This window comes from Sphingomonas sp. NPDC092440 (genome assembly GCF_044754985.1).
GTDB lineage: Bacteria > Pseudomonadota > Alphaproteobacteria > Sphingomonadales > Sphingomonadaceae > Sphingomonas.
Map to the genome: position 1 here is coordinate 182,212 of NZ_JBIVQA010000001.1, position 20,124 is coordinate 202,335.

19 protein-coding genes are annotated in these 20,124 nt (G+C 67.5%); 10 read left to right on the forward strand and 9 right to left on the reverse strand.

Features of this window, described 5'->3' with window-relative positions:
- Positions 1 to 36 precede the first annotated feature (36 nt).
- From ACIQCS_RS00900 to ACIQCS_RS00920, 5 genes are all read right to left on the reverse strand, one after another.
- On the reverse strand, positions 37 to 405 hold the full coding sequence (locus ACIQCS_RS00900) for a copper-binding protein (RefSeq protein WP_345850474.1): 369 nt from the start codon (positions 403 to 405) through the stop codon (positions 37 to 39).
- Positions 402 to 2,102, reverse strand: a complete 1,701-nt coding sequence (locus tag ACIQCS_RS00905; protein ID WP_345850476.1) for a long-chain fatty acid--CoA ligase — start codon at positions 2,100 to 2,102, stop codon at positions 402 to 404. The genes ACIQCS_RS00900 and ACIQCS_RS00905 overlap by 4 nt, the downstream gene beginning before the upstream one ends.
- Before the next feature lie 31 nt (positions 2,103 to 2,133).
- On the reverse strand, positions 2,134 to 2,298 hold the full coding sequence (locus ACIQCS_RS00910; protein WP_185907136.1) for a hypothetical protein: 165 nt from the start codon (positions 2,296 to 2,298) through the stop codon (positions 2,134 to 2,136).
- 84 nt (positions 2,299 to 2,382) lie between these two features.
- Complete coding sequence (locus tag ACIQCS_RS00915; protein ID WP_345850478.1) at positions 2,383 to 4,068, reverse strand: diguanylate cyclase; 1,686 nt, start codon at positions 4,066 to 4,068, stop codon at positions 2,383 to 2,385.
- A 138-nt stretch (positions 4,069 to 4,206) separates the two neighbouring features.
- The gene (locus tag ACIQCS_RS00920; RefSeq protein WP_345850479.1) at positions 4,207 to 5,394 is read right to left on the reverse strand and encodes a hypothetical protein; all 1,188 of its coding nucleotides are present in this window, start codon (positions 5,392 to 5,394) and stop codon (positions 4,207 to 4,209) included.
- Between the two features lie 275 nt (positions 5,395 to 5,669).
- Between ACIQCS_RS00920 and ACIQCS_RS00925 the strand changes: the two genes are divergently transcribed.
- Positions 5,670 to 5,975 carry a UrcA family protein gene (locus tag ACIQCS_RS00925; RefSeq protein ID WP_345850481.1) on the forward strand — a complete coding sequence of 102 codons (306 nt, stop codon included), beginning with the start codon at positions 5,670 to 5,672 and terminating at the stop codon, positions 5,973 to 5,975.
- Positions 5,976 to 6,318: 343 nt separating this feature from the next.
- Here the strand turns inward: ACIQCS_RS00925 and clpA are convergent, their stop codons facing one another.
- On the reverse strand, positions 6,319 to 8,643 hold the full coding sequence (gene clpA / locus ACIQCS_RS00930) for an ATP-dependent Clp protease ATP-binding subunit ClpA (RefSeq protein ID WP_345850483.1): 2,325 nt from the start codon (positions 8,641 to 8,643) through the stop codon (positions 6,319 to 6,321).
- A 140-nt stretch (positions 8,644 to 8,783) separates the two neighbouring features.
- Positions 8,784 to 8,981: a DUF1192 domain-containing protein gene (locus ACIQCS_RS00935; protein WP_280280382.1), complete on the reverse strand. Its 198-nt coding sequence runs from the start codon at positions 8,979 to 8,981 to the stop codon at positions 8,784 to 8,786.
- Between the two features lie 78 nt (positions 8,982 to 9,059).
- Between ACIQCS_RS00935 and ACIQCS_RS00940 the strand changes: the two genes are divergently transcribed.
- The 8 genes from ACIQCS_RS00940 (at position 9,060) to ACIQCS_RS00975 (ending at position 17,150) form a co-directional block, all read left to right on the forward strand.
- Positions 9,060 to 10,058: an NAD(P)H-quinone oxidoreductase gene (locus ACIQCS_RS00940; protein WP_345850486.1), complete on the forward strand. Its 999-nt coding sequence runs from the start codon at positions 9,060 to 9,062 to the stop codon at positions 10,056 to 10,058.
- A gap of 94 nt (positions 10,059 to 10,152) precedes the next feature.
- Positions 10,153 to 10,776 (forward strand): YqiJ family protein, encoded by a 624-nt coding sequence (locus ACIQCS_RS00945; RefSeq protein ID WP_280280380.1) that lies wholly within the window; start codon positions 10,153 to 10,155, stop codon positions 10,774 to 10,776.
- A 36-nt stretch (positions 10,777 to 10,812) separates the two neighbouring features.
- Entirely contained in the window at positions 10,813 to 12,534 is a 1,722-nt protein-coding gene (locus ACIQCS_RS00950; protein WP_345850489.1) for a flotillin domain-containing protein, read from the forward strand.
- A 26-nt stretch (positions 12,535 to 12,560) separates the two neighbouring features.
- On the forward strand, positions 12,561 to 13,151 hold the full coding sequence (locus ACIQCS_RS00955) for a hypothetical protein (protein WP_345850490.1): 591 nt from the start codon (positions 12,561 to 12,563) through the stop codon (positions 13,149 to 13,151).
- Between the two features lie 91 nt (positions 13,152 to 13,242).
- Positions 13,243 to 13,863, forward strand: coding sequence for a glutathione S-transferase family protein (locus ACIQCS_RS00960; RefSeq protein ID WP_345850492.1), 621 nt, complete (start codon positions 13,243 to 13,245; stop codon positions 13,861 to 13,863).
- 161 nt (positions 13,864 to 14,024) lie between these two features.
- Positions 14,025 to 14,903 (forward strand): UDP-2,3-diacylglucosamine diphosphatase, encoded by an 879-nt coding sequence (locus ACIQCS_RS00965; protein ID WP_280280376.1) that lies wholly within the window; start codon positions 14,025 to 14,027, stop codon positions 14,901 to 14,903.
- Positions 14,904 to 14,923: 20 nt separating this feature from the next.
- On the forward strand, positions 14,924 to 15,946 hold the full coding sequence (locus tag ACIQCS_RS00970; RefSeq protein ID WP_345850493.1) for a glycosyltransferase family 1 protein: 1,023 nt from the start codon (positions 14,924 to 14,926) through the stop codon (positions 15,944 to 15,946).
- Positions 15,947 to 16,460: 514 nt separating this feature from the next.
- Complete coding sequence (locus ACIQCS_RS00975; RefSeq protein ID WP_345850494.1) at positions 16,461 to 17,150, forward strand: DUF1013 domain-containing protein; 690 nt, start codon at positions 16,461 to 16,463, stop codon at positions 17,148 to 17,150.
- A 133-nt stretch (positions 17,151 to 17,283) separates the two neighbouring features.
- Here ACIQCS_RS00975 and ACIQCS_RS00980 read toward each other — a convergent pair whose 3' ends face one another.
- Together ACIQCS_RS00980 and ACIQCS_RS00985 are read right to left on the reverse strand one after the other, a co-directional pair.
- Positions 17,284 to 18,096 (reverse strand): arylamine N-acetyltransferase, encoded by an 813-nt coding sequence (locus ACIQCS_RS00980; RefSeq protein ID WP_345850495.1) that lies wholly within the window; start codon positions 18,094 to 18,096, stop codon positions 17,284 to 17,286.
- 37 nt (positions 18,097 to 18,133) lie between these two features.
- Complete coding sequence (locus ACIQCS_RS00985) at positions 18,134 to 19,261, reverse strand: acyl-CoA dehydrogenase family protein (RefSeq protein ID WP_345850496.1); 1,128 nt, start codon at positions 19,259 to 19,261, stop codon at positions 18,134 to 18,136.
- A 145-nt stretch (positions 19,262 to 19,406) separates the two neighbouring features.
- Between ACIQCS_RS00985 and ACIQCS_RS00990 the strand changes: the two genes are divergently transcribed.
- On the forward strand, positions 19,407 to 20,099 hold the full coding sequence (locus tag ACIQCS_RS00990; RefSeq protein ID WP_167297889.1) for a helix-turn-helix domain-containing protein: 693 nt from the start codon (positions 19,407 to 19,409) through the stop codon (positions 20,097 to 20,099).
- Positions 20,100 to 20,124 lie beyond the last annotated feature (25 nt).

Here is a 20,124-nt window from a genome sequence, read left to right on the forward strand (position 1 = left end):
GCGGTCCCCCTCCCCGAGACAAGCTCGGGGAGGAATTTATGAAACCACGAACTTCCCCGTCATCCCGAAGCTCGCATGGAGCAGGTGGGTGCACTTGATCGGATAGGTGCCGGGCCCGGGCGCGGTGAGGTGGAGGTCGACGACCGTGTCGCTGTCGAGCTCAACCTTGCCGTCCCTGATCTTCGCCCGGTCCGCCGCCGGCATCGCCGCCGCCGCGAAGAACTGCTTCGCCGCGAAGCTGTGCCCGCCGCTGCTGGTCAGGCGCAGCACATAGGTCTGGCCATGGACCAGCGCGATTGTCGACGGCGTGAACTTGAAATTGGAGAGCGCGACGTCGATCCGCTGCTCGGATGCCGGGGCTGCCGCCGTGAGCGCGAGGGCCAGCACGGGCAGCAGCGCCTTCATCCCTGGCGCTCCGCCATCACTTCGTTGATCAGGTCCTTGCGGCTCAGCTTGCCGATCATCGTCTTGGGCAGGCTCGCGCGCACCACCACTTCGGCGACGCGCTCATGCTTGCCGATGCGGGCATTGACCCATTGGGCGAGCGCGGTGCCGTCGATCGGCGCGGCATCCTCGTCGAGCGTCACATAGGCGTGTGGCATCTCGCCATGATAGGCATCGGGCAGGCCGATCACGAGCGCCTCCTTGATGGCCGGATGCTGGTAGAGCACCGCTTCGATCTGGCTCGGGAACACCTTGAAGCCGCCCACCGCGATCATGTCCTTCAGCCGGTCGACGATGCGGATATAGCCGTCCTCGTCGATCAGGCCGACATCGCCGGTGCGCAGCCAATGCCCCCCTCCATCGACTTCGACGAAGACCTCGGCATCGGCGTCGGGGCGGTTCCAATAGCCCTTCATGATCTGTGGGCCGGAGACGACGATCTCGCCGGGCTCGCCTTCGGGCGGCGGGCGGCTGGGGTCCTCCTTGTCGACCAGGCGGACGCGGGTGCCCTGGATCGGCTGGCCGATCGTGCTGGGCTTGTTGAGCCCGGCATAGGGATTGGTCGAGACCACGCCCGAGCTTTCGGACAGGCCATAGCCCTCGATCACCCGCGCGCCGGTGATCCGCTCCCATTCCTCCTTGAGCTGGGCGGGCAGGGGCGCACCGCCCGAGATGCAGAAGCGCAGCGACTTGAAGTCCTCGGGCTTCATGCCCGGCGCGTCGAGCAGCGCCTGGTACATGGTCGGCACGCCGGGCAGCGCGCGCGGCTGGGTGCGGCGCAGCTCGGCCAGCGCCTGCTTGGCGTTGAAGCGGGGCAGCATCACGATCTCGCCGCCGGTCACCACGGTGCGATTGAGCACGCAGGTATTGGCGAAGACATGGAAGAAGGGGAGGACGGCGAGCACCGTGTCCCTGGCCACGCCCATCTCGGGATCGAGCCGTGCGACCTGGCGGGCATTGGCGGACAGGTTCTGGTGCGTCAGCATCGCGCCCTTGGGCGTGCCGGTGGTGCCGCCAGTATATTGGATCAGCGCCAGATCCTTCACGGGATCGATCTTCGGCGCGGTGCAGGCGCCGTCGTTCGCGATCAGCCCGGAAAAGGCGAGGATGCGCTCGTCCTGCGGCCGCTCGGTCACCTCGGCGCGCTTGAACAGGCGATAGAAGAAGGATTTCGCCGCGGGCAGCGCGCCGGCGACCGATCCGACCACCAGCCGCTCCAGCGCGCTCTGCTCGAGCACCTTGAGCGCGGTGGGCAGCAGGGCCGAGGCCGAGAGGGTGAAGAGCAGCCTGGTGCCCGAATCCTCGACCTGGTGGCTCAGTTCCTCGACCGTGTAGAGCGGCGAGAAATTGACCACCGTCGCGCCGAGCTTGAGGATGCCGTAATAGGCCGCGACATAATGGGGGACGTTGGGCAGGAAGAGCCCGATCCGGTCGCCCGGGCCATAGCCCAGCGCCTTCAGGCCGCAGGCGACGCGGTTGGCGCCGTCCAGCGTCTCGCCATAGCTGTAGCGCCGCCCCATGAAATCGAGCAGCGGCGCATCGGGATGCGCGCGGGCGCTGCCTTCGAACAGATCGATCATGGACTGGGGCGGGAACTGCGTGTCCCATGCGCCCGGGTGACGATAGCTGGTACGCCAGATCTGTTCGGGATCAGTCATTGACACAGGTGTAAGCAAGCCTTTGCGGGGGTCAAGTCGTAAGCCGTTTGCTCCAGGTGATGAGCACCGAGACGGCGAAGAAGCCGATGTCCAGCGCGGCTTCGAGCCGCTGCGGCGAGAGATCGTCGACGCGCTGCATCCGGATGGCGATGTCCGCGCGGCGATTGGGCGAGGCGAAGGCGAGCAGCGCAAGCACAGCTAGCGCCCCGAAGGCTATCCTCCTGGCTCGTCCCGACATGGTAAAGGGCCATACGCCGCGCGGCGCTGCCGGGCAAGCGGGTCAGGCGGCTTCGCGATGCGCCGAGCGGGCGCGGTCGCGGCCCGCGGACTTGGCCTCGAACAGCGCGATGTCGGCGCCCCGATAGAGCGTCTTCCAGTCGATGTCGCTGGTCAGCGGACCGGTGCAGGCGCCGATGCTGGCCGTGACCTTGAGGTCGAAGGGCATGCGCGTGGTGCGCAGCCGGGCGAGCAACTGCTCAGGCTCCACCCCGGCATCGGCGGGCGCCAGGATCGCGAACTCCTCGCCGCCCAGCCGGGCGACCAGCGCGCCGAGCGGCGCGCTCTGGCGCAGCGTGCGGGCGAGCAGGCGCAGCACCTCGTCGCCGCCGTCATGCCCCAGGGTCTCGTTGACTCGCTTGAAATGATCGATGTCGGCGATGAGCAGCAGCTGCTCGCCCGGCCGGCCGATCGCCTGGGCGAGAAAGGCGCGGCGGTTGAGCAGCCCGGTGAGCGGATCGGTATCGGCCAGGCGGCGGGCCATCACCTCGCTGGCGATCGCGTCGTCGCGCTCGTCGCGCAGCAGCTTGATGCGATAGGCGATGGCGAGGCTCGACATCAGCGCCTCCAGCGCCATCGAGAGGAGCGTCGAATTGTCGAGCCAGAAGCTCCATTGGAGGACGTGGAAATTGGCGAGCGTCCGCATCAGCGAGGTGAGGATGGGCGCGCCCCAGCCGATCGCGAACAGCCACAGATAATTGGAGCGCACCCGCCAGGCGCGCCACAACATGGGTGCCACCACCGCGCCCAGCATCAGGAAGACCGTGCTGAAGGCGGCATCGACGATCTGGACGTTGAGCGGCGCGAAGCAGAAGACGAGCAGGCCCACGCCGAGCAACGCCCCGGCCACCACATAGACGAAGCGGCCGAGCCAGCCGGCGAACACCTGCTCCTCGAAGAAGCTGCGGGCGAAGATCAGCGCGCTCGCGCCGGTGAAGCCGAGCAGGAGATAGTTGAGCCGCAATCGATCGTTGTTGGCGATGTCCGGAAAGGCCCAGGCCAGCCCGCCGGAGGAAGAGAAGACATAGCCGAGCAGCCCCAGCGCCATCACGCAGTAGAAGAGCTGGAAACGGTGGCGCAGCGCCCCCCACAGGGCGAGATTATAGACGAACAGCGCCAGGCACAGCCCGCCAAAGCCGGCATAGAGCCCGGTGAGCGCGATGTTGGCCCGCTGGCTCTCGGCACCGGTCACCAGTCGTGGCCCCAGCATCACGCCGCGCATGTTCGCCGATCCCTCGACGTGCCAGAGCAGGCGCACGACCTTGGCCTCGCGCCGCGCGATCGGCATCTCGGCGACCGCGCCGAGCTGGACCCAGGGCGTGATGCCGCGGGCGTCGGTGCGTTGGGTCGTCATCCGCCCGTCGGCATAGAGCGCGTGCAGCGCAAGTCCCTGCTGCCAGAGGCTGGCGAAGCGCACCGAGAGCGGGTCGGACGGGCGGGAACGCTGCTCGATGTCCCGCGAGATCACCCAGAAATTGCCGGGGCCGAGCCGATATTGCGGTGTCCTGCAATCGAAGCGCTCAGGGTGGCGGATCAGCTCGGCCGGGTTCATTCCGCCGGTGTCGCGCAGCACGCAGACCTTGAGCGCCTGCCCCACCATCCCCTGTGCCTGCGCAGGCACGACCATGCCCAGCAGCGCGATCAACGCGCCGACAAGGACGGACAGCCGCAGGAAACGCAACGCCAGCATGGCGCGGGTCTACGCCCAACATGACAAACAACCCGTAAAGATACATGCGTACCGGATCGTCTTTATGAAGCCCCTCAGCCACTTATCCCGTGCCAGGGGCGCGGCGGCGATGCGCGCCGCTCCCCTGGCCCTGGCGGTTCAGCAGCCGTCGCCGATGCCCGCGGCGCGTTTCAGCAGGCCGCCCAGCTTGGGCTTGCAGGGCTTGGGCTTCTGCTCGGGCCGTTCGTCCGGCTCGTCCGCCATCTGGCCGCGCATCGCATCGGCCATGTCGGGCATGCCGGCCATGAAATTGCCCAATGCCCGGTAGCGGACCTTGGCGGTCCATTTCGGGCGCCAGGCGATCTTCGGATCCTTGGGCCGCTCCGGGAAGGCGAAATTGGCCTCCGGTCCATAGGCATAGAGGAAGCCCATCAGCATCTGGCCCGCGGCCTTCTTCACTTCGGCGGGAATGGCGCAGCTGGTCTGGCCGGGCGGCATCACCACCTGCTGGCCGATCAGCCGGTTCACCGTGCCCGGGGAGAGCCAGCTCCACAGGTCGCCGCCGAACTGGCGGGTGGCGGAGGACGCCCACCAGACCATGTCGTCCTTGCCTTCGCCGGCCGAGCCCATCGCCCAGGCATAATAGCCGGTCGCGGCGGGAACCGCCGCCCAGTTGAGCGGGATCGAGCCGTCGGCCGCCTGGCCGGACTTCACGCGCGGCGCGGCCATGAAGTCCTGGGTGAGCGCGAAGCCGATCTCCGGGCTGTAGTTGCCGGCGATCCGGTGCGGGCCGATCAGCGAGGAATTGCCCCGCACCTTCGCGTTCGTCTTGCCGTTCGGCCAATCGCCATAGGTTCGGCTGGTGCCCGGCCGGGGCACCGCCTCGGCCGGGATGCTCGCGCTGAACAGCTCCGGCGGGGCCTGGCCCTTGCCGAGCCTGGCGAAATCGATGACCACCGGCTGGCCCGGCCCGGCATGCGCGCCGCAACCCCAATAGATCAGCAGCCGCCCCTTGGGCCGCATGAGCTTGTCATAGGCAGACTTGTCTTCGTCGCGCGTGCCCGGCTCGGGCGAGGCGAGCGGTACCGACGCGCCCATGCGCATGCCCTCGGGCAGGAAATGATCGGCCTTGGGCGCGCCGCCGGTGGCGGGCAGGCGCGAGCCGAGGCGCAGCGTCATCTCGCGGCCGTCGCCCTGGCCCATCATGCCGGCGGTGGTGCCGACGTCCATCACATATCGTGCTTCGGGGGCGGTATCGTTGCCCGTCTGTGCAACGACCAGGCCGGCGGCGAGCGTGCCCGCCAGCGCGGTGCCGGCGCCCGCAATCTTCCACTTCATCGATCGCATTCGGATTCTCCCTGGCAAGACCATGGCTGCGACCCGAAACGCATGCCTTCCTTACGGCAACGACACGAAAATGCAACGGGTGTGTTATTTAAATATAACACATGCGCCATGGGCGAAGGCCAAGCGCCTGGTTCATCGCGATCGTCACATCAAAGACCGCGCGACGTAATCGTCCGATCATGCGGCTTACGCATCGCGCGACTAGGGCGCGCCCGAGCCGGCGAGAGACCGGCCGCGGGGAGCGGGCAGAAGACCAACTCGCGCAGGAGCTTGTCATGAAGATCATCCTCATTGCCGCCGCGCTCGCGGTTCCGGCCGTGCCGGCATGTGCCCAGAACAGCGTGAAGGTTTCGTACCGGGCCAGCGAGCTCGCCACCGCCGAAGGCCGCCAGGCGCTGCACCGCCGCGTGAACCGCGCCGTCGTCCGCGTCTGTGGCGACCATCGTGCCGCCGGTTCGCTGCTGCACAGCCCTGGCGTCCGCGCCTGCCACAGGGTCGCGGCGGAGACCGCGCGCCCGCAGGTCGACCGCGCCATCGCGCTCGCCAATCGGGGCGTCGAAGTCGCGAGCCGCGAGCGCTGATCCCTGGGGCAGGGGACGCATATTCTCCAGCGTCATCCCCGCTATCCCTTCCCCGTCACCCCCGCGCAGGCGGGGCTCCAGGGCCAGGGACAAGGTGCACGAGGCTCGCCTTGCCGGTTCCGGCAACGCGCGCGCGATTGCTTCGATCATCCCCGGTTACCCTGGATCCCCGCCTGCGCGGGGATGACGGGCGTGGTTCCAAGGACTCGTCTGGGTCCCCACCCGGGTATCGGCGACGCCAGGCGCAATGGCTGCGACGGAGAACGGGCCGCCCGGGACCGGACAAGCAAAGCGGGCCGGGAGTCGCCTCCCGGCCCGCATCGTTCGTCAACGGCCGAAGCCCTTATTTGGAGGCCTTGGCGGCCTCGGCCCTCTTGCCCTTTTTCGGCTTGGGCGCGGCCGGCGTCACCTGGAAGGTCAACGCGCCGTCCTTCAGCTTCACATTCACCTCGCCGCCATGGACGAGCTTGCCGAACAGCAGCTCCTCGGCCAGCGGCTGCTTGATCTTCTCCTGGATCAGGCGGCTCATCGGGCGCGCGCCATAAAGCTTGTCATAGCCCTTCTCGGTGAGCCACGCCTTGGCCGGCTCGTCGAGCTGGATGTGGACGCCGCGATCGGCCAGCTGCAGCTCGAGCTGGAGGATGAACTTGTCCACCACCCGGCTGACCACCGCGGTCGGCAGATAGTCGAACGGCACGATCGCATCGAGGCGGTTGCGGAATTCCGGGGTGAAGAGCTTCTTCACCGCTTCTTCCTGCACGTCGTCGCGGCTGATCTCGCCGAAGCCGATCGACTCCCGGGTCATGTCCGACGCCCCGGCATTGGTGGTCATGATCAGGATCACGTTCCGGAAATCCACCGTCTTGCCGTGGTGGTCCGTCAGCTTGCCATTGTCCATCACCTGCAGGAGGATGTTGAACAGGTCCGGATGCGCCTTCTCGATCTCGTCGAGCAGCAGCACCGAATGCGGCTGCTGGTCGACCGCGTCGGTGAGCAGGCCGCCCTGATCATAGCCGACATAGCCCGGAGGGGCGCCGATCAGGCGCGAGACGCTGTGCCGTTCCATGTACTCCGACATGTCGAAGCGCTGGAGCGGGATGCCGAGCAGCTCGGCGAGCTGCTTCGCCACCTCGGTCTTGCCGACGCCGGTCGGGCCCGAGAACAGATAGTTGCCGATCGGCTTGTCCGGATCGCGCAGGCCCGCGCGGCTGAGCTTGATCGCCGAGCTGAGCACCTCGATCGCCTTGTCCTGGCCGAACACGACCCGCTTCAGATCGGTCTCCAGATTGGCCAGCGTCTTGGTGTCGTCGGTCGACACGCTCTTCGGGGGGATGCGCGCCATGGTCGCGATGACCTGCTCGATCTCCTTGGGCGTGATCGTCTTCTTCCGCTTGGACGGCGGCACCAGCATCTGCATCGCGCCGACTTCGTCGATCACGTCGATCGCCTTGTCGGGCAGCTTGCGGTCGTTGATGTAGCGTGCGCTCAGCTCCACCGCCGACTTGATCGCATCCGGCGTGTACTTGACGTGGTGATGTTCCTCGAACGCGGTGCGCAGGCCGGCGAGGATCTTGATCGTGTCCTCGACCGTCGGCTCGTTCACGTCGATCTTCTGGAAGCGACGGAGCAGCGCCCGGTCCTTCTCGAAATGGTTGCGGAACTCCTTGTAGGTGGTCGAGCCGATGCAGCGGATCGAGCCGCCCGACAGCGCCGGCTTGAGCAGGTTCGACGCGTCCATCGCGCCGCCGCTGGTCGCGCCCGCGCCGATCACGGTGTGGATCTCGTCGATGAACAGCACCGCGTGCGGCAGCTTCTCCAGCTCGGTGACGACCTGCTTCAGCCGCTCCTCGAAATCGCCGCGATAGCGGGTGCCGGCGAGCAGCGCGCCCATGTCGAGCGAGTAGATCACCGCTTCCTTGAGCACCTCGGGCACCTCGCCCTCGACGATCTTGCGCGCCAGGCCCTCGGCGATGGCGGTCTTGCCCACGCCGGGATCGCCCACATAGAGCGGATTGTTCTTCGAGCGGCGGCAAAGGATCTGCACGGTGCGGTCCACCTCGGCGGCGCGGCCGATCAGCGGATCGACCTTGCCCGCCTTGGCCTTTTCGTTGAGGTCGACGGTGAACTGCTTGAGCGCGCTCTCGCCCTTGCCGGACTTGGTCTCCTGCTTGGCGGCCTTGTCCTCGTCGGCGGCGCCCTTCGGCGTGGGCGCCTCGCTGCTGCCGGTGCCGCCCTTGCCGACGCCGTGCGAGATGTAGCTCACCGCGTCGAGGCGGCTCATGTCCTGCTGCTGCAGGAAATAGACGGCGTAGCTCTCGCGCTCGCTGAACAGGGCGACGAGCACGTTGGCACCGGTCACTTCGTCGCGGCCCGAGGACTGGACGTGCAGGATCGCGCGCTGGACGACGCGCTGGAAGCCGCTGGTCGGCGACGGATCGGTCGCCTGATCGACCTTGAGCGCCTCGAGCTCGGTGTCGAGATAGTGCGCCACGGTGTTCTTGAGTTCGCCCAGGTCCACGCCGCACGCGCTCATCACCTTGCTCGCATGCTCGTCGTCGACGAGCGCGAGGAGGAGATGCTCCAGCGTGGCATATTCGTGGCGCCGCGAGCTCGCGGCTTCGAGCGCCTTGTGAAGGGTCGATTCCAGGGCGGAGGCGAAGCTAGGCATTCAGGTACAACTCCTGTGGGCCGGAAAGGATACGCGGCCCCTGTCTCCCCCTATGTCGGGAGACATGGGCCCGGCATCAAGCGCAGCGGCCCCGCACCGGAGCGGATTGGCGTTTCGCCCCATCTCCGGTGCCGTCACGCTCATTTCTTAAATAGAGCGTCCGCGCTTGCGCGGTGGTTAATGGCAAATGAAATTTTGTTCCGACTTCGGGCGATCTCGGCCTCGAGCAGCGCGATTCGCTCGTTAAGCTCCTCAACCGAAAGGGGATCGAGGTCCTGCTTCGCGAGCTGGGCGACGAGGTCGTCCTTGCGACGCGGAAGATTTTCGTCGGCGTCCATGATGGCCCAGCGTTGACCGGGGCCGGACCGATGTCAATAAGACCCCGGGTTTCTTCTGCGTTCGAAAGCGACGAGCCGATGGGTCTTCCGGAAACGATGCTGGCAATCGACCCCGAGGCGCCGGGCGGGCCCGAGGTGCTGGTGCCCGTGTCGCGCCCGGTGCCTCGGCCGGGGCGCGGCGAGCTGCTGGTCAAGGTGGCCGCGGCGGGCGTGAACCGGCCCGAGGTGATGCAGCGCAAGGGCCTGTATCCGCCGCCGCCCGGCGCGCCCTCGATCCTCGGCATGGAGATCGCCGGCACCGTCGCCGCGGTGGGCGAGGAGGTGCCGCGCGAGCTGCTGGGCCAGCGCGTCTGCGCGCTGATCGCCGGTGGCGCCTATGCCGAATATGCAGTGGCGCCGCAGGGTCAGTGCCTGCCCGTGCCGCCCGCGCTGTCGATGGTCGAGGCGGCGGCGATGCCGGAGACGCTGTTCACGGTGTGGAGCAACGTCTTCGAGCGCGCCTATGCGACGGAGGGCGAGTGGATCCTCGTCCATGGCGGCACCAGCGGCATCGGCACCATGGCGATCCACCTCGCCAACCTGTTCGGGCTGACGATCATCGTCACCGCGGGATCGGCGGCCAAGTGCGAGGCCGCGCGGCGGATCGGCGCCGATCACGCGATCGACTACAAGGCCGAGGATTTCGTTGCCCGGGTGATGGAGATCACGGCGGGCAGGGGCGTCGACATCGTGCTCGACATGGTCGGCGGCGACTATGTGCCGCGCAACCTCCAGTGCCTGGCGGAAGAGGGGCGCCATGTGTCGATCGCCGTGCAGGGCGGCATGCAGGCGACGATCCCGATCTTCGAGATCATGCGCAAGCGGTTGACGCTGACCGGATCGACGCTGCGCCCGCGCCCGCTCGAGTTCAAGGCGCTCCTCGCCGACGAGCTGCACCGCACGGTCTGGCCGTTCGTGGCAGAGGGCAGGCTCAAGCCGGTGATCGACAAGGTGTTCCCGCTCGCCGAGGCGCCGGCGGCGCATGCCCGCATGGAATCGGGCGAGCATGTCGGCAAGATCGTGCTGACGATCGACTGAGCACCGCTCCCCAGCAGGCTGAAAAGATTCCGATTTCGCTAGTGGAACGATCGATCGGCATCTAGATTCCATCCTCGAATCGGGGGTGTCCAGGGTGCTTGCGTTCCTTCTTGCCGAAGGGAATTTCGCGTTCGTCGTCGCGGTATTGCTGATGCTGCTCATCGGCCTCGTGCAGGTGATCGGCTTCGGGCATGACGTGGACGCGGACCTGCATGCCGACGTCCATGGCGATCTCCATTTCGACTTCCTGTCCTGGCTCGGCATCGGACGGCTGCCGCTGCTGATGCTGATCGTCATCTTCCTGGCGGTGTTCGGGGTCGGCGGGCTCATGCTCCAGCAGCTGCTGCGCGACTGGACCGGCGCCCCGCTGCCGATGTTCGCCGCGGTGCCGCTGGTGGGCGTCGCCGCGCTGCCGGTCACCGGGCTGGCCGCCCGGCTGCTGGCGCCGATCCTGCCGCGCGACCATACGACGGCGGTGCCGCTCGAGGTGCTGATCGGCACCACGGCGCAGATTGTCACCGGGCGCGCCAGCCAGGGCTCGCCCGCCCGCGCCCGCGCCCAGGACCATCACGGCCAGGTCCATTATGTCATGGTCGAGCCCGACGGCGCCGGCCAGGTCTTCCAGGAGGGCGAGCAGGTGCTGCTCGTCCGCCGCGAAGGCGAATGCTTCCGCGCGATCTCGCGCGGCGACTTCTATCTCCCCCGACTGGATGGGTGACCCATGAATGCGATCGTGCCCCAAGGAGCTTCGTCGATGATCCCCTATTTCGTATATGCCGGCGTCGGGCTGCTCCTGTTCCTGGTCATCGGCCTCATGCTGGCCCGCCTCTACAAGCGTGCCTCGAAGGAGATCGGCTTCGTCCGGACGGGCTTTGGGGGCGAGAAGGTGGTGATCAACGGCGGCGCGCTGGTGCTGCCGGTCTTCCACGAGACGATGCCGGTCAACATGAACACGGTCCGCCTCGCCGTGGAGCGCAAGAACATGGATGCGCTGATCACGCTCGATCGCCTGCGCATCGACGTGAAGGCCGAATTCTATGTCCGCGTCCGCCCCGATGCCCAGGCGATCGCCACCGCGGCGCAGACGCTCGGCATGCGCACCATGCACCCCGATGCGCTCAAGGAGCTGGTCGAGGGCAAGTTCGTCGATGCGCTGCGCTCGGTCGCCGCGGGCATGACGATGGCGCAGCTCCACGAGCAGCGCGCCGAGTTCGTCCAGAAGGTGCAGCAGGTTTCCTCGGTCGATCTGGCGATGAACGGGCTGGAGCTGGAGTCGGTCTCGCTCACCGGTCTCGACCAGACCTCGATCGAGCATTTCAACGCCAACAATGCCTTCGACGCCGAGGGCCTGACCAAGCTGACCGAGCAGATCGAGCTGCGCAAGAAGGCGCGCAACGACATCGAGCAGGACACGCGCGTGCAGATCGAGACCAAGAATCTCGAGGCGCAGCGCCAGTCCTTCCTGATCGGCCGCGACACCGAGTTCGCCCGGCTCGAGCAGGAGCGCGAGGTCGAGATGCGCCGTGCCGTGCAGGCCGCGGAAGTCGCGCGCGAGCAGTCGCTGCGCCAGCAGGAGGCCGAACAGGCGAAGATCGAAGCCAAGAAGCTGGTCGACAGCCAGCAGATCGAAGCCGATCGCGCGGTGCAGCAGGCCAAGATCGCGCAGGAGCAGGCGCTCGAGCTCGCCCGGCAGGAGCAGCAGATCGCGGTGCAGAACAAGAGCCGTGAAGAGAGCCAGGCCCGGGCGATCGCCGACGAGGCGCGCGCCAAGGCGGTGATCGCCGAGGAGCGCGTCGGCACCGCGCGCGAGGCCGAGGTTGCCGAGCGCCAGAAGCGCATCGAACTGATCGACGCCGCCCGCGAGGCCGAGCGCGCCGCGATCGGCATCAAGGTCCAGGCCGATGCCGAGAAGCAGGCGGCGGCCGACCGGGCCGAGGCGGCGCGGCTCCAGGCCGAGGGCGAGGCGGAGGCCGCCAAGCTCAAGGCGGAGGCCGACCGCGTCCGCTTCGAAGTCGAGGCCGCGGGCCAGCGCGCGATCAACGAGGCGGCGAACCTGCTCTCCTCCGACAACATGTCGCTCCAGACCAAGCTGGCGCTGCTCAAGGTGCTGCCGGAAGTGATCCGCGAAGCCTCCAAGCCGCTCGAGGCGATCGATTCGATCAAGATCGTCCAGGTCGACGGCATCACCGGGCGCGGCGGCGCGGCCGGGGTTGCGGAGAGCGGCGGGGAAGGCGATCGCAACCTCGCCAATTCGGCGGTGGCGGCGGCGCTGCGCTACCGCGCCCAGGCGCCGGTGATCGACGGGCTGATGCGCGAACTGGGCTTCGATGGCGGCACGCTCGACGGGCTCGTCGCGGGAGCGGCGGAGACGGGCGTCAAGGGCATCGCCGCGGCGCCGGCGGGTGATGACGATGATGACGACGCGCCGGCGGGACCGTCCGGCGCCGCGTCGCGAAAGGCGCGCTCGGGCAGCTGAGCGCGTCGCCTTGGGGGAGGGGACGCATGCATTTCCTGCGGAAGGATCCGGCGCTCAAGCTGCTCTGCGCCGTGCTGCTGCTCGTGCTGGCCGGCGCGCTGCTGCTGTCGGATCGCTATTGGGTGGCGGCGAACCGCCCGGTCGTCGACGATCTGGCCGAAGTGAAGGTGCCGCCCGAGCTGGGCGAGATGATCTCGGCGATCGATGCCTATGGCGTCCATATCCAGCGCGTGCCGAGCAAGGCCGAGCAATATGTCGCGATCAAGCGCGCCAGCTACGGGCTGGAAGCGCCCGCGCCCTCCTATGCCAATATGAGCGCGCCCAGGTTCGGCTATTCGGTGCGCGAGGCGACCTTTCTCGGCATGCCCTTCTGGTACAATGTCGAATATGGCCATGTGCTGTTCTTCCGCTCGGACTGGGGCGTGGTCGCCGCGCCGCTCAACGAGGTCGGCCATGCGGCGCTGGACAAGGCCAATGGCCGTGATCTGCGCGCGACGAGCGGAGTGCCCTGGTGGAGCCATGTCTGGGGCTGGCTGTTCGTCGCGGGGGTCGGGCTGGCGCTATGGCTCTGGCATCGCCGCACGGTGCGCTGGCGGGCGGAGAACGGCTATATCTGATCATAAGCCTTGCTTATGTTTCGCCCGGCGCATTTTATTGGACGCCGCGCGCCGCCCGGTCCGAAGAACCGGCTGAGCTAGGGAGGAAATCATGGCTGCGCTGGTGCTTCACGAATATGCCGCTTCGGGCAATTGCTACAAGATCCGGCTCACCGCCGCGCATCTGGGGCTGCCGCTCGCGCGGCGCGAGTACGACATCGTGAAGGGCGAGACGCGCACCCCCGAATTCCTGGGCCGGGTCAACGCCAATGGCCGTATCCCCGTGCTCCAGATCGGCGCCGACGATTTCCTGCCCGAGAGCAATGCCGCCTGCTTCTACCTGGCCGATGGCAGCGACCTGATCCCGCACGACCGGTTCGAGCGCGCGGACATGCTGCGCTGGCTGTTCTGGGAACAATATAATCACGAGCCCAATGTCGCGACGTTGCGCTTCTGGACCGTCTGGATCGGCCTCGACAATCTGAGCGACGCGCAGCGGGCGATGCTGCCGGTGAAGCGGGCCGCCGGCGAGGCGGCGCTCGCGCTGATGGACGAGCATCTGGCGAAGCGCGACTGGTTCGTGGCCGACCGGCCGACGCTCGCCGACATTGCGCTCTACGCCTATACCCATGTCGCCGAGACGGGCGGATTCAGCCTCCAGCCCTATCCCGCGCTGCGGGCGTGGCTCGATCGGATGGCGGCGCTGCCGCGGCACATTCCGATCACCGCCTAAAACCGATCACCGCCTAAAATTACGGGGTGCCCGATTCGTAGAGCGTAAGCGATCAATTATGCAGATTTCTGTGACATCTGCGTGAAGTCGAAACGATTCCAATTGTAATATTCCGCGGCCATTTAGCCGGGCCAGGCAAGGGCATTTGCAGGGCTGGTTGAATGGCCACGATCACCAGACTTCCGTTCGACGCGCAGCATGTCGCGGATTTCCACGCATCGACTCCGTCGATCCCCGAAAAGGCGATCACCGAGCGCAAGCGCTATCGCACGGTCTGGATCTCGGACATCCATCTCGGCACGCGCGGCTGCAATGCCGAGATGCTGATCGACTTTCTCGACCATGTCGATTGCGACGTGATGTATCTGGTCGGCGACATCATCGACGGCTGGGCGCTCAAGAAGCGCTTCTACTGGCCGGATTCGCACAACGACATCGTCTGGCGGTTCCTGAAGCGAGCGAAGCGCGGCACCGAGATCGTCTATATCCCGGGCAATCACGACGAGATGTTCCGGCAGTTCTCGGGGCTGAACTTCGGCGGGGTGCATATCCGCCGCCAGGCGATCCATACCACCGCCGATGGCCGCCGCCTGCTCGTGCTGCACGGCGACGAGTTCGACGCGATCACCATGTCGCACCGCTGGCTCGCGCATCTGGGCGATGCCGCCTATGAGGCGATGATGGGCCTGAATCGGCTGGTCAACCGCGTCCGCCGCTGGCTCGACATGCCCTATTGGTCGCTGAGCAAATACGCCAAGGCCAAGGTGAAGAACGCAGTCGAGTTCATTTCGAAATTCGAAGAGATCGTCGCGCACGAAGCCGGTGCGCGGGGAGTCGACGGCGTGATCGCCGGACACATCCACACTGCCGAGATGCGCAACATCGAAGGCGTCGCCTATTATAATGACGGCGATTGGGTGGAGGGTTGCACCGCGCTCGTTGAGCACTACGACGGTACCATGGAAATTCTCCATTGGGCCGAAGAGATGGCGAAACGCGAGAGCGAGGCAGCATCCGGGGTCAGACTGGCGGCTGCGTGACGGCAACGGAGGTCGGACCTGTGCGGATAGCTATCGTGACCGACGCCTGGGAGCCCCAGGTGAATGGAGTCGTGCGTACGCTGCAATCGGTGCGCCGGGTGCTCGAGAAGCAGGGCCATCTGGTCGAGGTGATCTCGCCCGATCTCTTCTACTCGCTGCCATGCCCCACCTATCCGGAGATCCGCCTCGCGCTTGCCCGCGTCGCCAGTGTCGGGGCGATGCTCGAGGAGTTCGGGCCCGCGGCGATCCATCTCGCCACCGAAGGGCCGCTGTGCGTCGCCGCGCGGCGCTGGTGCATCCGCCACGAAATGCCCTTCACCACTGCCTATCACACCCAGTTTCCGGACTATGTCTCGGCGCGCTCTGGCGTGCCGGCCGAATGGATCTGGCGTTACATCAAGTGGTTCCACGCGCCGAGCCAGGCGATCCTCGCCTCCACGCCGTCGATCCGCCAGTCGCTCACCGATCACGGCCTTTCCCATGTGAAGCATTGGGGCCGGGGCGTGGACCTCGCCAATTTCCGTCCCGGCCTCGATCCGCATCCGGCGATGCGGGACCTTGAGGGGCCGGTGCAGCTCTATGTCGGCCGCGTCGCGATCGAGAAGAATCTCGAGGCGTTCCTCAGGACGACGCATCCGGGCACCAAGGTGGTGGTGGGCGACGGGCCGGCACGCGCTTCGCTCAAGGCCCGCTTTCCCGAGGCGAGGTTCCTCGGCCCGATGTTCGGTCCCGAGCTCGCTTCGGCCTATTCGGCGGCGGACGTGTTCGTCTTTCCGAGCAAGACCGACACGTTCGGGCTGGTGATGATCGAGGCGCTGGCGTGCGGCGTGCCGGTTGCCGGCTATCCCGTCACCGGGCCGATCGACGTGCTCACGCCGGAGACCGGCGCGATGGATGCCGATCTCACCAGGGCCATCGGCGAGGCGCTGACCCGCGACCGCGCGGCCTGCGCCGCCTATGGCAGGACCTTCACCTGGGAAGCGAGCGCCCGCCAGTTCCTCAACGCGCTGCATCCGATGCACGGGGAGCGGGTCGCGGCTTAGGACGGATCGACATTCGGCTCTGTCCCTTCCATTCCCGGTGGCGAGGGAAGGAACTGAATGTCGAAGCCTCTCTCGGTTCCGTCATGCTGAAACGAGTTGGCGTTTATCCCCTTGGGACAAGGCGTGCCCAATAGCCGTCATCCCCGCGCGGGCGGGGATCCAGGCTAGTCGGGGATGACCGAAGCAATCGCGCGGAGGCCTGCCGGACACGGCAAGGCGAGCCTCGCGCGCCTTGCCCCTGGCCCTGGATCCCCGCCGACGCGGGGATGACGAGGAAGGGGGAGCGGGGATGACGCGGTTGGCTGATCGGGTCGTGACTCCAGCCAGGATGGTCATCCCGGCGAATTCGGGCGAAGGCGAAGGCTGGAACCGGGATCCGGGTTTTCGCCGGGATGACGGTAATTGCCGCTGGTTACCTCCCCCTTTTTCTTGCTCTTCGCGCGGCATCGCATTAAGTCAGGCCCGTTACAGGCCGCCCGTGATGGGCGGCCTCTTCTATTTCTGGAGACTGTAAGTGGCCCAGCCGCTGATGCCCCATGCGACCGCTTCCTGGCTGGTCGACAATACGTCGCTCTCGTTCGACCAGATCGCCGAGTTCTGCGGTCTGCACATCCTCGAGGTCCAGGCGATCGCCGACGATACCGCCGCGACCAAGCTCACCGGCCGCGATCCGGTCCGCGCGCACGAGCTGACGATGGACGAGATCGAGAAGGGCCAGAAGGATCCGAACTACGTCCTCAAGATGCTCAAGGGCCCCGAGCAGGTCCGTCGCACCAAGGGGCCGCGCTACACGCCGGTCTCGAAGCGCCAGGACAAGCCGGACGGCATCGCCTGGATCCTGCGCAACCATCCCGAGATCTCGGACGGCGCGATCGGCAAGCTGATCGGCACCACCCGGACCACGATCGCCGCGATCCGCGATCGCAGCCACTGGAACATCGCCAATATCGTGCCGAAGGACCCGGTGACGCTGGGCCTCACCTCGCAGCGCGAGCTCGATGCGATCGTCGCCAAGGCCGCCAAGGCCGCCGGCATCGAGGCGCAGGTCGATACCCGCCTCGAGGGCGACCGCGAGGCGCTGATCGAGCAGCTCCGCGCCGAGCGCCAGGCCGCGACCCGCGATGCCGAAGCCGCCGGCGAGGATGCTCCGGCCGCTCCGGTCGAGCACACGGCCGAGACGCTGTTCCGCAGCAGCAACAACTGACGACCGGCCGGCTCCACCGAAACGGGGCCGGCTTTCGTTGATACGCCCGGCAGCGGGCGCGTGGCTTCCCCTCGAATGCGGTTCGGGGGATTCGCGTATGCGCGTCGATTTTCCCGTGGAGCGGCTTGGCGGCCTAGGCTTGGTCCGGGAACAGCGCGGCGTGGCGGGCGCAGACGCCGTCCCACAGCCCCGCCGCCTCCGGCAGCTGCAATCCGAAGCATCGTTCGAGCCGCTCGACCAGCGTTTCGGCATCGGGAAGCAGCATGTGCGCCTCGCCCGCGGGGCCCCGCTCGGTCAGGACGCGCCCGCGCAGCGTCGTGTGGCGATCGCCGCGCCGCTGCAGGACGACGAGATTCTGGACGAACGGCGATTCGGGCTGGCGCTGCAGCTCGCCGCACCGCCGCGCGAGCAGCGCCTCGTCGGCGGGCGCGTCCTGGAAGTCGTAGCTGAAGGGATCGCCTTCGCCATAGCGCTCCTCGAAGCGCCACCAGCCGTCGATCCGGCGCAGCGCCACGTCATAGGGCGGATGGCGCGCGCTGCCCGGCGCCAGCGGCAGCGGCGCCGCCTGCATGCCGCCAAAGCCGACATCGACCAGCCAGGGCCGGCCTTCCAGCGTAACCAGGAGCGCCAGATGGTTGCCCATCGCCGCTTCGCCATGCACTTGCCGCATGACGCCCCCCGAGATGCGGCGCACTTCGTAGCCCAGCGCTTCGAGCACTCGCCCGAACAATCCGTTCTGCTCGAAGCACCAGCCGCCCCGCCGCCGGACGACCAGCTTGTCGAAGATCGCGTCCGGCTCGATCGAGACGGGGCGCCCCAGCTGCACGTCGAGATTCTCGAAGGGGAAGGCGGCGAGATGCGCCTGCATCAGGGCAGTCAGCGTCGCGCGGTCGGGGGTCAGCGGCCCGTCATGCCCGATCCGCGCGAAATAGGCCTGGAGATCCATGCGCCGTCCCTTTGTGCGTGGGCGACGCATGCCGGGCTCAGCCGTCGATGTCGAGCCCCAGCGCGACCCGGGCGGCCAGTGCGTGCTGCGGCTCGCGCTGCAACGGGTGGAAGCGGGCGCCCTGCACGTCGCGAAAGGCACGTTCCAGCCCGGCCTTGCGATAGAAGCCCGCGCCCCCGGCGACGTCCATCGCCCGGCTCACCGTCCCGATCGCCGCGTCGCCGAGCAGGGTGCGACACGTCATCGCGCGGCTGGTCGTGGCCGGCCCCGGCGCGCCGCCGGCCGCGATCGCGATCATCTCGCGCATCGCCATGTCCGCCGCGGCATGGGCATTCTCCATCTCGCCGATGCGCTGGAGCAGATGGGAGTCGGGCTGGCGGGTGCGCGCGATTTCCAGCGCGCGCCGCCGGGCGCCGTCCGCCACGCCCATATAGGCGGAATAGATCGCGGCGAAGGCGATCATGCTGATCACATGGAACAGCATGTGCCACTTGCCCTGGGGCCGCCGCCCGGCGATCGCCGCGTCGGCGACGAACAGCTTGTCGAGCATCAGGTCGTGCGAGCCGGTGCCGCGCATGCCGAGCACGTGCCAGGCATCGGCGATCGTCACGCCCTCCGCGCGCAGCGGCACGCCGAAATGGAGGACGGTCGGCCCTGCCTCGGGATCATCGTGCACGGCGCTGGTCATCAGCAGGTCACCCAGTTCGCAGCCGCTGGAAAAGGGCTTGCGCGCGGTGATGCGGAAGCCGCCTTCCACCTTCTCGGCGGTGCCGGCGCTCTCCAGCCAGTCCGAGCCGCCGCTCGAGACGAGGATCAGTTCCTCGGCCGCCACGCGGCGGAGCAGGCCCTCGGTCGGCGCATCCTGGTGCTTCAGGCGCCACGCCGCGGCGGCGACCAGATGGGTGTGCATCGAAAAGGCGAGCGCGGTCGCGCCGCAGGCGGCGCCCAGCACGCGGATCGCCCCGCAGACATCGGCGAAATCGGCGCCGCCGCCGCCCAGCGCCTCGGGCACCAGCGCCTTGAAGAAGCCCGCTTCCTTCAGCCGCGCATAGCCTTCCGCCACGAAGCTCTCCTCGGCATCGTGGCGATCGGCATGCGCCGCGATCTCCGTGGCGATCGCTCGGGCCTCGGCGATCCAGTCCCGCCCCGCAAGCTTGCCTTCCATCGTCATTCCCCCTTTCGGTCGATTGGTCGCGCCACCAATCGGCCATCCGCCGGGTCATGCTCCAGTTCAGAAACTGAACTTGCGGTACAGAGTCTGAACTACCATGAATGCATGTTCGTGCAGTATTCGGCCGGAAGGATCGGGGATGACGCAAGGGAGCTACAAGCAATTCTGCCCGGTGGCGATGGCCGCGGAGATATTGTGCACGCGCTGGACGGTGGTGCTGCTGCGCGAGCTGTTCGCGGGATCGACGCGGTTCAACGACCTGCGCCGCGGCGTGCCGCGCATGTCGCCGGCCTTGCTCTCGCAGCGGCTCAAGGAACTCGAATGCGCGGGCATCGTCGCGCGCGAGGAGGGCGGCACCGACTATCGCCTCACCGAAGCCGGGCGCGAGCTGGAGCCGGTGGTCGAGGCGTTCGGCATCTGGGGCCAGCGCTGGGTGGCGTATGAACTCTCGCTCCAGCATCTCGATGCGCAGCTGCTGATGTGGGACATGCGCCGCCATCTCGATCCCACGCCGCTGCCGCCCCGGCGCAACGTGATCCAGTTCCGCTTCCCCGAGCAGCCGGAGCCGCGCCGCCGCTACTGGCTGGTGGTCGATCCGCAATCGGGCGTCGACCTGTGCTCGATCGATCCCGGCCATGAAGTCGATCTGTTCGTCTCTTCGGACCTGCGCACGATGACGGCGATCTGGATGGGGTATGAGACGGTGCGCGACGCGCTCGATCGCGAGACGCTGCTGCTCACCGGCGCCCCCGGCATCGCGGCGCAGATGCAGCGCTGGCTCGGCCTCAGTCCCTTTGCCCGCCATGCCCGGCAGGATCGCCTCGCCGCATGACGGAAGCGGGCGGGGCGTGTAGCCT

Excerpts from the sequence above, each read along its gene's own strand:
- ACIQCS_RS00920 (WP_345850479.1), bottom strand. The coding sequence starts at position 5,394 with ATGCGATCGATGAAGTGGAAGATTGCGGGCGCCGGCACCGCGCTGGCG.
- ACIQCS_RS00985 (WP_345850496.1), bottom strand. The coding sequence starts at position 19,261 with ATGGAAGGCAAGCTTGCGGGGCGGGACTGGATCGCCGAGGCCCGAGCG.
- ACIQCS_RS00960 (WP_345850492.1), top strand. The coding sequence starts at position 13,243 with ATGGCTGCGCTGGTGCTTCACGAATATGCCGCTTCGGGCAATTGCTAC.
- ACIQCS_RS00980 (WP_345850495.1), bottom strand. The coding sequence starts at position 18,096 with ATGGATCTCCAGGCCTATTTCGCGCGGATCGGGCATGACGGGCCGCTG.
- ACIQCS_RS00940 (WP_345850486.1), top strand. The coding sequence starts at position 9,060 with ATGGGTCTTCCGGAAACGATGCTGGCAATCGACCCCGAGGCGCCGGGC.
- ACIQCS_RS00900 (WP_345850474.1), bottom strand. The coding sequence starts at position 405 with ATGAAGGCGCTGCTGCCCGTGCTGGCCCTCGCGCTCACGGCGGCAGCC.
- ACIQCS_RS00965 (WP_280280376.1), top strand. The coding sequence starts at position 14,025 with ATGGCCACGATCACCAGACTTCCGTTCGACGCGCAGCATGTCGCGGAT.
- ACIQCS_RS00925 (WP_345850481.1), top strand. The coding sequence starts at position 5,670 with ATGAAGATCATCCTCATTGCCGCCGCGCTCGCGGTTCCGGCCGTGCCG.
- ACIQCS_RS00935 (WP_280280382.1), bottom strand. The coding sequence starts at position 8,981 with ATGGACGCCGACGAAAATCTTCCGCGTCGCAAGGACGACCTCGTCGCC.
- ACIQCS_RS00990 (WP_167297889.1), top strand. The coding sequence starts at position 19,407 with ATGACGCAAGGGAGCTACAAGCAATTCTGCCCGGTGGCGATGGCCGCG.
- ACIQCS_RS00950 (WP_345850489.1), top strand. The coding sequence starts at position 10,813 with ATGATCCCCTATTTCGTATATGCCGGCGTCGGGCTGCTCCTGTTCCTG.
- clpA (WP_345850483.1), bottom strand. The coding sequence starts at position 8,643 with ATGCCTAGCTTCGCCTCCGCCCTGGAATCGACCCTTCACAAGGCGCTC.
- ACIQCS_RS00915 (WP_345850478.1), bottom strand. The coding sequence starts at position 4,068 with ATGCTGGCGTTGCGTTTCCTGCGGCTGTCCGTCCTTGTCGGCGCGTTG.
- ACIQCS_RS00955 (WP_345850490.1), top strand. The coding sequence starts at position 12,561 with ATGCATTTCCTGCGGAAGGATCCGGCGCTCAAGCTGCTCTGCGCCGTG.
- ACIQCS_RS00905 (WP_345850476.1), bottom strand. The coding sequence starts at position 2,102 with ATGACTGATCCCGAACAGATCTGGCGTACCAGCTATCGTCACCCGGGC.